Raw genomic sequence first — 13,535 nt, forward strand, 5'->3', positions numbered from 1 at the left:
ATGGCTTCCTTGCGTGGCGAACGGCTCGACGGGGCCGCGGTGGAAGCCGCCGCGGTGCGCGGCGAGGTTTTCGACATCGAATGGCCGGAACCGCACCGGAAATGGATCGCGTCGGTCGACGACACTCCGGCAGGCGGGGTTTATTGGCTGGGACACCGGACGGACGCGGGCGACCGGGGAGTGCTCGTCGGGAAGCCGCCGGGCGCTCTCGATGGTCCGCTAGGACAGTTGATGAACATCGTCGAGCCGGCAGGCACGATGCCGGACCGCAGTCGCGTCGGCGCGGCGGTGCGGCAGTACCTCAGCGAGCAAGCCAAGCGGACAGCGGACTGGCCGCGAGTGCGGTGGACTGTGCGGGACACCATTGTTGACGCGGCGGTCCTGCACTTCGCCGGGGCGTGGCTCGCCATGAGCGATCAAGCGCGGATCGTCGCGGTCGGGACCGGGTTTTCCCCAGCAGGGCTGCGGTTCAACGGAATCAGCGGCGAAGAGTACGGAGTGGACTTCGCCAAGCCGCTGACGGTCGAGCAGTTGCATCGGTTGCCGGCCTGGCAGATGCCGCAGCCCGAGACCGCGCACGAGGACCTGCGGAAGTTTCTGGGCTAACGCTCAGCTTCGAGGGCTGAGAACGGCAGCAGAGAGTCCGGCGCTGCTCGGGTTTCCGCTAAACAGGCCAGCCCAGGGGCTCGCGCATTAAGATGCCGAGTCGTGAACGAACCGAGCGCGCCCTTTCGCGAGGCGGAGTACGACCGTCTGCTCAACCGCTTGCGAGAGCGCTTGGCGGAGTTGGTTCAGGATGCGTTGGCCAGAGAGTTCTCGGCGAAACAATTCGCCGAAACCGCCGAGAGCGATCTCGAACGGATCAGCGGCGAAGTCGAACACCGGATGGCCGGGAACGCCGACGAGACGCTAGGGGCGACCAACCCGCGGATCGAAGAGCTGTGGGCAGCAGAGAAAACCCTTGCCGCGCACGATAATCCGGCGAACAGGCCGGTTGGAGCGCGCGCGGCGCACGCGATGTTCGGTCTGGCGTTGTGGTTCGGCATCGGCTACCCCTTGCTCTGGTGGCAGCTCCAGCAGGCTTTCAGCGGTCTGGCGTGGTTCTTCACGGTGGTGGTCTTGCTGGTCGCCGGGCCGGTCGGGGTGTGGGCCGCGGATCGGCTGACCGCGCGAAGCGGGAAGAAGCTCATCGGCCGGGCTGTCGTCAACGCGGAGATCTGGCCGTTCGTGTCGTTCTTCCCGACCGTCTATCTGTTGTTGCTGTGGCGCTTGCTGTCCTCAAGCCGGGAGACGATGGGCGGGTTCTGGTCGGGTGCGCTGTGGATCGCCGCGGGGGTGGTCGCCGTGGGTGCGTTTTTGGTGGCACTCTCGGTGGCGACCGTGGTGCTGGAGACGGAAGAGCCGGGTCAACGGCTGCCGGCGGCAGTGGTCGTTCGCGGACTGATGGCGGTTGTCCTCGCTCTCGCCGCGGCCTACTTCGTGCTTGTGGCAGCGATGGGCTGGCCGCCTTTCGCTAAGTACGTCGTGGCCGACGCGGTCACCTTGCTGGTCATGATCGGCTTCGCACCGTTGACGCTCAGCTCCTGGCTGATCCCGCCGTGGCTGTCTCGTGACGAGAGGCGCAAAAACAGTCCCAGCTGGAAACAGGTGCAGGCGAAGTTGCGGAACGAGGTCACCGTCGCGGAAGAACGCTGGGGAGACGCTGCGCGCACCGAGGTGGAGCAGCGCGTCAAAACGCACCTCACCAACGTCCTCAACCCGGATTTCACCACCGCCCTTCCCGCCTACGACCGGCACGCGCTGGGGCAGATGCGCGCGGGCGATCGGGTCAGGACCTCGGTGGCGGCCGCGGACCGGCTGCGCGAGCTGCTGGCCGGGATCGAAGGCGGCGTGATCGGGATGGCCGGGTCGCGCGGAGCGGGCAAGTCGACGCTCCTCGAGGCTTATCGCGCGGGCAAATTCCTGGAAGGCGGCTATCGGCACATCGCGGTGATGGAGAGCGTGCCGGTCCGGTACGAGGCGCGGGAGTTCATGCTGCACCTGTACAGCCAGACGTGCGCCGAGGTGATCAAGTTCTGCCGGCAGCGCGGACCGGACGAGGACGTCGCGAGCCCTCGTCGCCGGGGGTGGGACCGGCGAAGCTGGCCGGTGCTCGCGGCGGTGCTGGCCTGGCTGCTGGTGGGCGCGGCAGGGACGATCGTCTCAGCGGCGTTCCAGGCTGATCTGCGTGCTCAGCCGACCATCCTGTGGTGGCCGCTGGCCTGCCTGTTCGGCGCGGCCGCCACGCTCAGCCTCGCGGCGAGGAGGCGTCCGGCGGCCCGGTTGCGGGAATCATCGCCGCCGCCGGTCGCGAAGGGAGATCTGGTCGCGCTGCGGAAGCGGGCCGAATGGGCTCGCGACGGGATCAGGTTCCAGCAGAAGCACACCTCGGGCTGGTCGGGCAAGACCGGTGTGCCGATGGCCGAGGCGGGGATTTCCGGGGCACGGGAGGCGACCCGGAATCCGTTGACCTATCCCGAGGTGGTGCACGAGTTCCTGCGGTTCGTCGAGGCGACCATCGAGTGCCTCAGCGCGCTCCCGAAGATCGCGCCCGCGCCGGTGGTGATCATCATCGACGAACTGGACAAGATCGCCGATCCGGACCTGGCCCACGAGTTCATCAACGAGATGAAAGCCTTGACCGCCGTCGACGTGTCCGGGCTGTTGTGCCTGATCTCAGTGTCGGAGGACGCACTGGCCGCGTTCGAGCTCCGCGGCCTGTCGGTCCGCGACGCCTTCGACAGCGCCTTCGACACCATCGTCCGGTTGGAGTACCTCGCCCTCACGGACGCGCGGGAGGTGCTGTCCAGCCGGGTGGTCGGCTTGCCCGATCCGTTCATCAGCCTGTGCCACTGCCTGGCCGGAGGACTTCCCCGCGAACTGATCCGCGTCGCCCGGCGCATGTTCGCCGGCGGCGCCGAACTCGCGGCCATCGCGCGGCGGCTGGTCGCCGAGGACCTGGCCGCCAAACGTTTCGCGCTGCTGACCGTCGTCGGAAAGGCGGAGTACGACGAGGTCCTGGCCAGCGCTCTGGTCCGGCACCTCGACGCGCGGACGGCGGCTGAGCCCGGCGCACTGATCGCCGCGGTCGCTGCGCCGCCGGTCTCGGCGGGACTTGACGTGGCGCCTGCTTTGCTGCGGCTGCAGACCGAAACCCTGGGATACCTGTATTACCTCGGGACGGTGCTCGAGGTTTTCGGCCCGGCCTTCGCGCCCGGCGATCTGGAACGCGGTCGCGTGGCCGGCGACGGGTCATTCGACACGCTGGCCTCGGCGCGGCAGCTCTTCCCGGTCAACGCCCGGCTGGCCTGGCTGACGATCAGCGCGTTCCGGCGGACGTGGGCGCTGCGCGTTGTCGAGCCGCCCAGCGCCTGAACCGGGCCGCGGAATTCCTGGCCGGAGCCGGGACACCTCCCGTTCACCTGCCCTGCTTAAGGTCGGCCGCATGTTGCGGGACGTGCGGGAGTACATCGACCGGCTTGAGATCGACGGGCATTCGGTCGGCGAGGATCACGACGACGATCCCGTGCTGATCGACGCGTTCGGCAAGGCGGTCGACACCTGGCGGGAGAATTATCCGTACGCCGAGCGCATGCCGCGCGAGGAGTACGACGAGACCAAATACCTGCTGCAGGTCGAACTGCTCAAGCTGCAGAACTCGATCAGCGAGACCGGCAGCAGGCACGTCCTTCTCTTCGAGGGACGCGACGCCGCGGGCAAGGGCGGCACTATCAAGCGGTTCATGGAGCACCTCAACCCGCGGCACGCGCGGACGGTCGCGCTCGCCAAGCCCAGTGACCGGGAAGCGCATCAGTGGTATTTCCAGCGCTACGTGCAGCATTTGCCGACCGCGGGCGAGCTGGTGTTGTTCGATCGGTCCTGGTACAACCGGGCCGGGGTCGAGCAGGTGATGGGGTTTTGCTCGCCGGAGCAGTACGAGCAGTTCATGCGTCAGGTGCCGTTGTTCGAGGAAATGCTGGTGGAGAGCGGGATCACGGTCACGAAGTTCTGGTTTTCCGTTACTCAGGCCGAACAGCGCACCCGGTTCATCATCCGGCAGGTCGATCCGGTGCGGCAGTGGAAACTGTCTCCGATGGACCTGCAGTCGCTCGACAAGTGGGACGACTACACCGCGGCCAAGGAGGCGATGTTCCTCCGCACGGACAACGATCTCGCGCCGTGGATCACGATCAAGAGCAACGACAAGAAACGCGCGCGGATCAACGCGATGCGCTATTTCCTGTCCCGGTTCGAGTACGAGGGCAAAGACGAGAACGTGGTCGGGGAACCGGATCCGTTGATCGTGAAGCGCGGGCGGGACGCGGTCGGCGACTGAACCGCGTCAGTCCAGCACGTCCGGTTCCTGGTCGACGATCAGGTCCTCCAGCAAGCGGAAGTTGTTGCGCGCCATGTTCGCGCTGCCGAACTGGCGGGCGGCGAGGCCGGCTTCCTCGGCGGTCATCACGCGAGGCGTACCCGCGGCTTCGGCGAGGAGCTGCATCTGGCAGGCGCGTTCCATCGTGATGAACCACCACGCCGCCTCGGCGACGCTGCGCCCGACGGTCAGCAATCCGTGGTGGCGAAGGATCGCGGCGCGTTTCGACCCCAGCCGGGCGGCGATGCGGACGCCTTCGTCGCGCTCCAGGACCAGGCCTTTGTACTCGTCGAAAAGCACGTGGTTTTCGTAGAAGGCACAGGATTCCTGGACAATCGGGTCCAGCAGGCGGTTCAACGCCGACCAGGCGCGCCCGTGGATCGTGTGCGCGTGCGCGACGGCGACCACGTCCTCGCGGGCCTCGTGGATGGTCGAGTGGATCGCGAACGCGGCCTTGTTCGTGCGCCGCGTTCCTTCGACCACTTTTCCGTTCTCGTCAAGGAGAAGCAGGTCGCTGACCTTGATCCGGGAGAAGTGCACCGCGTACGGGTTGACCCAGAACCGGTTCGGGAACTCGGGATCGCGCGCGGTGAGGTGCCCGGCGATGCCCTCGTCGAACCCATACCGGGCGAACAGGCGGAAGGCGACCGCGAGCTGACGTTTGCGCTGCGCTCGTTCGGCGGCGACGGAATCCAGCTGCTCGGGCAGGGTGTCGAGGTCGAGTTCGGCTACCGGGGCGTCGGTCATCAGCATCTCCCACTGTTGCCTGTCTGGCAAACAGAGTGCCTCTGAGGCACAACGAGTGTCAAGCGATGACGACGAGCACTTCCGCGTCCGGGGCGCCGCGCAGGGTGTGTTCGGTGGTGCCGGGGAACTGGGCGGAGTCACCGGCCGTGAGCAGGTGGGTTTCGCCGGAGAGGGTCAGTTCGAGCTGGCCGCTGACCACGTGCAGCCACTCCTCGCCGCGGTGCTGGGTCGGGCGCGGCGGGACGGATTTGCCGCGCAGCGTAACGAGCGTCGCCTCAACGCCGGACGACGGCGGGGACAGGTGGGTCAAGGACGCGCCGCTGGTGCCGTACGTGATGGCGTCCGCCCGCCGGACGATGGGCGACCGGCGCTCCTCGGAAGCGGCGAGATCGGCGACGCTGACATCCAGCACCCGCGCGAGCACCACGAGCGTGCCGAGGCTGGGCACCCGCTGTCCGCTCTCGACGCGGGACAGGTAGCCAGGGGTGATGTCCGCGGCGGCGGCGACCTTTTCCAGCGTGAGACCGCGTTCCAGGCGAAGCTCACGCAAGCGTCGCGTGATCCGCTGCTCGGCTTCTTCCGCCTCCTGGCTCATCCCCCCACTGTAAGCGGCTCAGCCGGCGAGGAACTCCAGCCGGTTGCCGACCGGGTCGAAGGTGTGGAACCGCCGCCTGCCGGGGATTTCCGCCGGATCGGCCCAGGTCACGGGCCGTCCGGCGGCTTCGATCGCGGCGGAGACGGCGTCCACGTCGACGACGAAAGCCGGATGCGCCTTGAGTGCCGGACGGAAATCCGCCTCGACGCCGACGTGCAGTTCGCCGTCCGGGCCGCCGACGCCGGGAACCCGGAACCAGCAACCGCCGCGGGCGGCCAGCAGCGGCGGCTTCGGCAGTTCCGGCCAGCCGAGCACGCCGGTGTAGAACGCGCGTTCGTCGTCCTCCGCGCCCGCTGGGCAGGCGACCTGCACGTGATGGATCATGCCTCGAAACTACGCCAGCTCAGCGGGTTTGGGTTCCGGGAAAGCGTAGAACCGCACGGCCAGGTCACGCGCTTCCTCCGCCGGGCCGGGTTTGCGGGCGGCGTAGCGGTGCACCAGTTCCAGGTACTCCTTCTGGAACTCCTTCAAGTCCTTGTAGCTCAGGCGCATCCCGGCGCGGCTCCCGGCGGTCCAGTCGTCGAAGGTGTCGCGGTGCTCGACCGCCCAGGCCATCAAGCGCACTTCGTGGTCGTACTTCGCGTCCAGGTAGGCGGCCAGCTTCGGCCGGTCCTCCTCGGGGTAGTCCTCCAGCTTCGCCTCGTTCGTGCTCTGCGGGACAGAGTGCCAGCGACCGTCGCGGGCGCGTCGCGTGTACCCGGCGTGGGTCAGGGTGAGCAGCGCGGCCGGAACGTCGATCGAGGGGAGCTGCGCGCGCAGCTCGGCCGAGGTGGCGGGCATCAGGCGGAGCAACCGCTGGTAGTTCGGGTTCGTGCGCACGGTGATGTCGTGCATGGTCAGGGCTCGCGGCCGTGCGTTGCCGGCGAGCAGAGCGCGCGCACGCAGCATCAGGAACACCGCGATCGGCACTTCGGCGAGCAGCGCGGTGCCGAGGCTGGCCCACTGGTCGGAGCCGCCCCAGTCGAGGACGACGTCGAACCAGGCGTCGCAGCACAGCAGCGCGGCCGTCGCGGCCAGCATCGGCACCGCGGCGCGGCTGCGGCGCATCCCGAGCAGCACGGACGCGGCGAAACACAGCAGCAGGACGATGTCGAAGCCGACCCAGGCGACCCGCCACTGGCTCGTGTCGAAGTGCTCGGGCAGGGTCAGTCCGAGGTAGACGGTCCACGGCACCAGGAACACCGCGATACCGGCGAGGATGGCGAGAAGCACGCGTCTGAACACTCGATCGACGCTAGCCGCGCCGATGCCGGGGAACATCCGGGAAGATCCCGGAGATCGACCCCGAGAAACCTGTGTCTACTGTGGACGGTCGGCGGCGAGCGCCTGCCAGTGGTCGGCTTCGGCGGTCGCGCCCCGGGCGCGCAACATCCGGGTCAGGCTCAGCATTCCCTGCACGTCGCCGGTCTCCGCGGCGACCCGGAAGCAGCGTTCGGCCTGTGCCAGGTCGCTGCGGGATTCGGCGAGATGTCCCAGGTTGGTGAGCGCGGGGATGCTGCCGTGCTCGGCGGCCTTGCGGTACCAGGCCGCGGCCTCGCCGTCGTCGCGGCGGTTGCGGGCGAGGACGCCGAGGTTGGTCATCGCCGCCGCGTCGCCGGCCTCGGCGGCTTCGAGGTACCAGTTCTCCGCCTCTTCGAGGTCGCCCCGGCGATGCAGCAGCAACCCCAGCCGCACCTTCGCCTCGACGTGGCCGCCCTTCGCCCCGCGACGGAACCACCGCTCGGCGTCGCCTTCCCGGTTGGCCCGTTCCGCTTCCCGGCCCAGCAGGCAGGTCGCGGAGAGTTCGCCCGCGTCCGCCGCGGCCCGCCACCAGTGCGCCATCTCGTCGGGCGCGCCGAGTTCTCGCAGGACCAAACCGAGGTCCAGCATCGCCGTCGAGTCGCCGTCTTCCGCGGCGCTGCGGCACCAGCCCTCGGCGTCGGAGTACCGGCCGTCTTCGACGAGCAGGTGGCCGAGCAGCCCGGCCGCTTCCGTCGCGCCGGCTTGGAACGCGGCGGCATACCAGTGCTCGGCGTCGTTGAGGTGGCCCTGGTTTTCGCAGGTCCGCGCGTATCCGAGCATCCCGTGCGGCTCACCGGCCTGCGCGGCTTCGTGGTACCAGCGGGCGGCTTCGTCCTCGGCGCCGCGTTCGGCCAGCAGGTGGGCCAGCGCGGTCATCGCGATCCGGTCACCGCCCGAGGCGGCCCGGCGATACCACTCCTCGGCCTCCGCCGAATCGCCGCGTTCGCGCAGGTCAGCGGCGACGCGCGTCATCGCGACGACGTTGCCGCCCTCCGCCGCCTTCCGGCGCAGGTAGTCGTCGACGCGTGTGTTCCACTTCCGCAGCCGCCCGGGCATCTCGGACCCGCTCCTTTCCGGCCCCCTGTCACTACAGTCGTTTCGCCCGTCGCGGACGTGACACCTTCGGGAGCGTTATCCACCCCCGCTGATCTGGGCTTTTTCGTTGGCGGCCCACAACTGGTCCGACGTGGTCCTTGCCACGCCTCGGACGCTGCCGAGAGTGTCTGCGCGATTACCGGCCCGGCGACAGGCATACTCCGGCTCCCCGAACTCCCCGCCCGAGAGGATCCCGCGCACCATGGCCCGGCCGTTCCCCACCAAGCGCACCGTGCTGCTCGCGGTCGTGCTGCTCATCGCTGTCGTCGGGTTTTGGTACGGCCAGCGCGAAGTCGGCGACACCAAGTCCGAGGCCGCACCGGCGTCGGCGGCGGACGCGACGAAGCAGCTGTCCGAACTGAAAATCGGCGCCCGCGGGAACATGACCGGCTATTCGCGGGACAAGTTCAAGCACTGGGACAGCCAGGGCGACAGCTGCGACACCCGCGAGGTCGTCCTCAAGCGCGCGGGCAAGGACGTCAAGGCGGGCAGCGACTGCAAGCCGACGGCGGGCACCTGGGTCAGCGTGTACGACGGCCAGACCTGGACCAAGGCGACTCAGCTCGACATCGACCACATGGTCCCGCTCGGCCAGGCCTGGGTGAGCGGCGCGCGCGACTGGACGCAGGAGAAGCGCGAGCAGTTCGCGAACGACCTCACGCGGCCGCAGCTGTTCGCCGTGACCGCGAGCGTGAACCGGCAGAAGAGCGACAAGGCTCCGGACGAGTGGAAGCCGCCGCTGGTGTCGTTCTGGTGCACGTACGCGACCGACTGGGTCACCGTGAAGCACTTCTACGGGCTGACGATCACGGACATGGAGAAGAACGCGCTGCAGGACATGCTGAAGCGCTGCCCAGCGTGACAAGCTGGGCGGCATGGCGACTTTCGCACTGATCCACGGGGGCGGCGGCAGCGGCTGGGACTGGCACCTGGTCGCCGCGCGGCTGAAGGCGTCCGGGCACGAAGTCGTGGCCCCGGACCTGCCGATCGAGAACCCGCAGGCCACGTTCGCTGACTTCACCGACACCGTCGTCTCGGCGATCGGCGAGGCGCGGGACGTCGTCGTGGTCGGTCATTCCTACGGCGGATTCACCGCGCCGCTGGTGGCGGAACGGGTCGGCGCGCGGCTTCTCGTGTTCGTCGCCGGGATGGTGCCCGCGCCGGGCGAGGCTCCCGGGGAGTGGTGGGGCAACGTCGGTTTCGAGTCGGCCGAGGGGCTGAGCGTCACCGAGCAGTTCATGGCGGACCTCCCGGCCGACCTGGCGGAGGAGAACGAGCGGCGCGGCCGGGATCAGAACAGCGCCGAGTACAGCGCGGCGTGGCCGGGCGAGCGGTTGCCGGACGTGCCAACGAAAGTCCTGCTCTTCCACGACGATCGGTTCTTCTCCGCCGACCTGCTGCGCCGGGTCGCGCGCGAGCGGCTGGGGATCGACGCGGACGAGATGGCCGGTTCGCATCTCGCGCTGCTGAGCCGTCCGGACGAACTGGCTGACCGCCTAATGGCCTATTACGCGACAGTGGCTGGCTAACCAGGCGTTGTCCCAGTTGCGACATGTCACAACCGCGACACCGAGAGGTAGTGACGTGAACCCCGGCTCGCCCCGAATCTTGTGCGATGACGTGGAGATCACGAGCCATCACTCTCGGCTGCACGGGCGCACTGGTCGCGACACTCGGCCAGGCAGTGCCCGCGGCGGCCGAGCCCGCGAGCGGTTCACCGGCATCCGGTCCCGGTGAGCGGCACACGGTCACCTTGCTCACCGGTGACGTCGTGCAAGTCGAAAGCGTCCAAGGCGGACGGCAGATCGCGACAGTCCGGCCGGGCAAGGGGCGGGAGAACATCCGCTTCACGCAGTCCGAAGTGGACGGAAAGCTGCAGGTCATCCCGGGCGACGCGGTGTCGCTCGTGGCGGACCGGCGGCTCGACAAAGGCCTGTTCAACGTCACCGACCTGATCGCGCAGGGCTACGCCGACGAGTCGAGCCCGACGGTGCCGATGATCGCGCACTACGCCAAGGGCGTCTCGATCGCTTCCGTGCCGGCGTTCGCCGCCACCGCGCAGGGCGCCGAACTGCCCAGCGTGAACGGCCGCGCGCTGCGGGAAGACAAGAAGCGCGCCGGCGAGTTCTGGCAGTCCTTCACCGGACCGCGCGCGGCTTCCGGTGCGGTGGAACGGATTACGCTGGACCGCAAGGTGCACGCGTCGCTCGACCGCAGTGTCCCGCAGATCGGGGCGCCGGAGGCGTGGGCGGCCGGATTCGACGGCTCCGGCGTCGCGGTGGCCGTGCTCGACACCGGCTACGACCCCAACCACCCGGACCTCGCGGGCAAGGTCGCGAAGTCGGAGAACTTCTCGACCAGCCCGGACGTCATCGACCGGTTCGGCCACGGCACGCACGTCGCGGCGACCATCGCGGGCAGCGGCGCGGCCGCGGGCGGCACGCGCAAGGGTGCGGCTCCGGGTGCGAAGCTGTACGTCGGCAAGGTGCTCGGCGACGACGGGACGGCCTCGTCTTCCGAAGTCCTGCAAGGGATGGAGTGGGCCGCGAACTCCGGCGCCAAGGTGATCAACATGAGCCTCGGCGGCGGCGCGACCGACGGCACGGACGACCTCAGCGTCGGCCTCAACGAACTCACCGCCCGCACCGGCGCGCTGTTCGTGGTCGCCGCGGGCAACGACGGCCAGAACGGCGCGTCGACCATCGGCACGCCAGGCACCGCAGATTCCGCACTGACCGTCGGCGCGGTGGACCGTAAGGACGAGTTGGCTCCGTTCTCCAGCATGGGCCCGCGTCAGGGCGACCAGGCCGTGAAGCCGGACATCACCGCGCCTGGCGTGGGGATTGTCGCGGCGCGTGCGGCTGGTACCTCGCTCGGTGAAGTGGTGGATCAGTACTACACTGCGGCGTCTGGTACTTCGATGGCGACGCCGCATGTCGCTGGTGCGGCGGCGATTCTGGCGCAGCGGTATCCACAGTGGACCGCGCAGCAGCTCAAGGATGGTTTGGCCAGTACGTCGAAACCGTCTGCGGAGCTTAATGCTTTCCAGCAGGGTGGCGGCCGGGTGGACGTCGCGGCTGCGGCGGTGCATCCCGGAGTTTTCGCCACTGGCACGTTGAACCTCGGCCCGGTCACCAACGACAGCGGCCCGGTGCGCAAGGAAATCACTTACACCAACACGACTTCCGCGCCGGTCACCATCACCCCGAAGCTTGACCTGCGCCGCGGTGACGGTGCCACGCCGGGCGACGCGGTGAAGCTCGAAAAGTCCACTGTGGAGGTTCCGGCCAACGGGACCGCGACGGTCGCGATCACCGTCGACTCGGCCGCGCTGGTGCCGGGCAACTACACCGGCAGCGTTCTCGTCGGCGCGGTGCACACGACGGTCGGCCTGGTGAAGGAACCGCCGAAGCACAAGGTGACCGTCACCGGCATCGGCCGCGACGGCAAGGCGTACCCGATGGATCTCCAGATCTTCGGCGACGACATGCGGTACGACATCGTGCGGGACGTCGTCAGCGACCATCCGTTCGTCACCGAACTCCCCGAGGGCACCTACTACGCCCGCGCGATGTTCCACACCGGACGGGCTCCGGACGAGGAACTCGCGATCGTGCTCAAGCCCGAGTTCTCCCTGACCGGGGACCTGAACCTGGTGATGGACGCGCGGAGCGCGGTGCCGGTGGAGATCAAGACGCCGCGGCCGTCGACGCTGGAAAACATCATCAGCAGTTACGCGCACCGCGAATTCGGTTCGCGCAAGATCTCGAACTACGTCATGGAATTCCCCGGAGTCCGGCACATCTACGTGACGCCGACGGAGAAGGTGAAGAACGGGACGTTCGAGTTCGGCACCCGGTGGCAGCTCACCGCGCCGATGCTGACCGCGACCACGTTGCCGTGGCTGGGAATCAAGACTGAACTGTTCTACTACGCGTCGTCGCCGGCGATTTCCGGGTTCAAGTGGCTCGGCGTCGTTCCGGTCGATGCCGATAAGCCGGAGCAATACGCGAAGGCACGCGGGAAAATCGCGTTGGTGACCCCGGCCAAGGACGGCACCAACCCGGATACCGCGGCAAAGCAGGCCGCAGCCGCGGGCGCCGCGATGGTGATGGTCGTCAGCCTTCCCGACGAGCACACGTATGGGCATTGGCAGCCGCGCGGCAATCGCCTGCCGATTCCCGCCGTGCTGATCACGAACGAACAGGGCATGAAGCTGGCCGACCATGCCAAATACGGTTTCACCAGCCTGTTCCTGCAGGGAACGCCGGTGAGCCCGTACCTGTACGACATCATGCAGGTGACGCACGACCAGATTCCGCAGAAGATCGTCTACCAGGTCAGCGAACGCAACAGCGCAACGGTCACCGCGAATTACCACGCCACCGGCAAGGACGAGTGGCTTTCCGAACAGCGATTCGGTTGGCGTCCTTGGGAAAAGACCGCGATCAACCAGTATCAGCGGTACGCGCACACCGGAACGGCTCGCGAGGAGATCGTTTCGACCGACGAGACGGTCTGGCAGCACCGCGTGAACAACAAGCTCAGCTGGGACACTTTCCAGCCGCTCGCGGTCGGCATGCTCGAACAGCCGCACACGTTCAGCCCCGGGCAGCGGGCGACGGAAAACTGGTACGCGCCAGTGGTCCGTCCGGCGATCCCGCGCGGTGCTGGACTGGAAACCTCGCGTACCGGCGACACTTTCGCCTTCCGCATCCCGGAGTTCGCTGACCCGGAAACCTCGCACTACGCGTTTTCCGAATCGGGACTCGGCGAGGAGCCGGACCAGGTGAGCGCGAAGCTTTACCAGGACGGAAATCTCGTCAAGGAAGGCCCGGCGGCGTGGGGCAAGTTCCCCGCCTCGGCGGACCCGGCGAAGTACCGGCTCGACCTGTCGCTGACCAAGTCCACTCCGGACTGGGTGTACGGCACGCACACCGAAACGTCGTGGACCTTCGGGTCGAAGCGGCCCGCCGAAGGCAAAACGGACCTGCTTCCGTTGCTGCAGGTGGATTACGGCGTGCAGACCGATCTGACGCAGAAGGCGCGCGCCGGGCGTTCACTGCCGGTCGAGTTCACCGTCCGCAACCAGGACGGCATGGCAGCGCCCAAGAATCCGCGGCTGACCGTCGAAGTGTCCTATGACGACGGTCGCACATGGACGAATGTCAAGCGGGTGGACGGCATCGGCGACGGCCGCTTCCGCGCCGTGGTCGACCATCCGCGGCTGGACCGGACCAACGGCTTCGTCTCCCTGCGCGTGCACGGGTCCGACGCCGACGGGAACGCGGTGCAGCAGACAGTGATCCGGGCCTACGGGCTCTCCTGAGAAAGAGGCAGCCG

Annotated in this window: 11 protein-coding genes; 6 read left to right on the plus strand and 5 right to left on the minus strand. The window is 68.2% G+C overall.

Translation table 11 applies throughout. The annotated features are described in order from the left end of the window. The 3 genes from ACFXI3_RS07005 (at window position 1) to ppk2 (ending at window position 4,375) form a co-directional block, all read left to right on the plus strand. The gene (locus tag ACFXI3_RS07005; protein ID WP_378398559.1) at window positions 1-606 is read left to right on the plus strand and encodes a hypothetical protein; all 606 of its coding nucleotides are present in this window, start codon (window positions 1-3) and stop codon (window positions 604-606) included. Window positions 607-708: 102 nt separating this feature from the next. Beyond that, window positions 709-3,414 carry a transcriptional regulator gene (locus ACFXI3_RS07010; RefSeq protein WP_378398560.1) on the plus strand — a complete coding sequence of 902 codons (2,706 nt, stop codon included), beginning with the start codon at window positions 709-711 and terminating at the stop codon, window positions 3,412-3,414. A gap of 70 nt (window positions 3,415-3,484) precedes the next feature. Beyond that, the gene (gene ppk2 / locus ACFXI3_RS07015; protein WP_344287723.1) at window positions 3,485-4,375 is read left to right on the plus strand and encodes a polyphosphate kinase 2; all 891 of its coding nucleotides are present in this window, start codon (window positions 3,485-3,487) and stop codon (window positions 4,373-4,375) included. Between the two features lie 6 nt (window positions 4,376-4,381). Here ppk2 and ACFXI3_RS07020 read toward each other — a convergent pair whose 3' ends face one another. The 5 genes from ACFXI3_RS07020 to ACFXI3_RS07040 form a co-directional block, all read right to left on the minus strand. Next, the gene (locus ACFXI3_RS07020; protein WP_378398561.1) at window positions 4,382-5,161 is read right to left on the minus strand and encodes a class II aldolase/adducin family protein; all 780 of its coding nucleotides are present in this window, start codon (window positions 5,159-5,161) and stop codon (window positions 4,382-4,384) included. Between the two features lie 58 nt (window positions 5,162-5,219). Further along, complete coding sequence (locus ACFXI3_RS07025; protein WP_378398562.1) at window positions 5,220-5,756, minus strand: helix-turn-helix domain-containing protein; 537 nt, start codon at window positions 5,754-5,756, stop codon at window positions 5,220-5,222. 18 nt (window positions 5,757-5,774) lie between these two features. Continuing rightward, the gene (locus tag ACFXI3_RS07030; protein ID WP_378398563.1) at window positions 5,775-6,140 is read right to left on the minus strand and encodes a glyoxalase; all 366 of its coding nucleotides are present in this window, start codon (window positions 6,138-6,140) and stop codon (window positions 5,775-5,777) included. A gap of 9 nt (window positions 6,141-6,149) precedes the next feature. Continuing rightward, on the minus strand, window positions 6,150-7,040 hold the full coding sequence (locus ACFXI3_RS07035) for a hypothetical protein (protein WP_378398564.1): 891 nt from the start codon (window positions 7,038-7,040) through the stop codon (window positions 6,150-6,152). Between the two features lie 75 nt (window positions 7,041-7,115). Next, window positions 7,116-8,153, minus strand: coding sequence for a tetratricopeptide repeat protein (locus ACFXI3_RS07040; protein WP_378398565.1), 1,038 nt, complete (start codon window positions 8,151-8,153; stop codon window positions 7,116-7,118). Between the two features lie 241 nt (window positions 8,154-8,394). Between ACFXI3_RS07040 and ACFXI3_RS07045 the strand changes: the two genes are divergently transcribed. The 3 genes from ACFXI3_RS07045 (at window position 8,395) to ACFXI3_RS07055 (ending at window position 13,521) form a co-directional block, all read left to right on the plus strand. Further along, window positions 8,395-9,054, plus strand: coding sequence for an HNH endonuclease family protein (locus ACFXI3_RS07045; protein WP_344287735.1), 660 nt, complete (start codon window positions 8,395-8,397; stop codon window positions 9,052-9,054). Window positions 9,055-9,067: 13 nt separating this feature from the next. Further along, complete coding sequence (locus tag ACFXI3_RS07050; RefSeq protein ID WP_378398567.1) at window positions 9,068-9,721, plus strand: alpha/beta fold hydrolase; 654 nt, start codon at window positions 9,068-9,070, stop codon at window positions 9,719-9,721. A gap of 86 nt (window positions 9,722-9,807) precedes the next feature. Beyond that, complete coding sequence (locus tag ACFXI3_RS07055) at window positions 9,808-13,521, plus strand: S8 family serine peptidase (RefSeq protein ID WP_378398568.1); 3,714 nt, start codon at window positions 9,808-9,810, stop codon at window positions 13,519-13,521. The last annotated feature ends 14 nt before the right edge of the window (window positions 13,522-13,535 follow it).

It is taken from the genome of Amycolatopsis sp. NPDC059235 (assembly GCF_042754125.1).
GTDB lineage: Bacteria > Actinomycetota > Actinomycetes > Mycobacteriales > Pseudonocardiaceae > Amycolatopsis > Amycolatopsis albidoflava.

Excerpts from the sequence above, each read along its gene's own strand:
- ACFXI3_RS07005 (WP_378398559.1), top strand. The coding sequence starts at position 1 with ATGGCTTCCTTGCGTGGCGAACGGCTCGACGGGGCCGCGGTGGAAGCC.
- ppk2 (WP_344287723.1), top strand. The coding sequence starts at position 3,485 with ATGTTGCGGGACGTGCGGGAGTACATCGACCGGCTTGAGATCGACGGG.
- ACFXI3_RS07020 (WP_378398561.1), bottom strand. The coding sequence starts at position 5,161 with ATGACCGACGCCCCGGTAGCCGAACTCGACCTCGACACCCTGCCCGAG.
- ACFXI3_RS07025 (WP_378398562.1), bottom strand. The coding sequence starts at position 5,756 with ATGAGCCAGGAGGCGGAAGAAGCCGAGCAGCGGATCACGCGACGCTTG.
- ACFXI3_RS07030 (WP_378398563.1), bottom strand. The coding sequence starts at position 6,140 with ATGATCCATCACGTGCAGGTCGCCTGCCCAGCGGGCGCGGAGGACGAC.
- ACFXI3_RS07040 (WP_378398565.1), bottom strand. The coding sequence starts at position 8,153 with ATGCCCGGGCGGCTGCGGAAGTGGAACACACGCGTCGACGACTACCTG.
- ACFXI3_RS07045 (WP_344287735.1), top strand. The coding sequence starts at position 8,395 with ATGGCCCGGCCGTTCCCCACCAAGCGCACCGTGCTGCTCGCGGTCGTG.
- ACFXI3_RS07050 (WP_378398567.1), top strand. The coding sequence starts at position 9,068 with ATGGCGACTTTCGCACTGATCCACGGGGGCGGCGGCAGCGGCTGGGAC.
- ACFXI3_RS07055 (WP_378398568.1), top strand. The coding sequence starts at position 9,808 with ATGACGTGGAGATCACGAGCCATCACTCTCGGCTGCACGGGCGCACTG.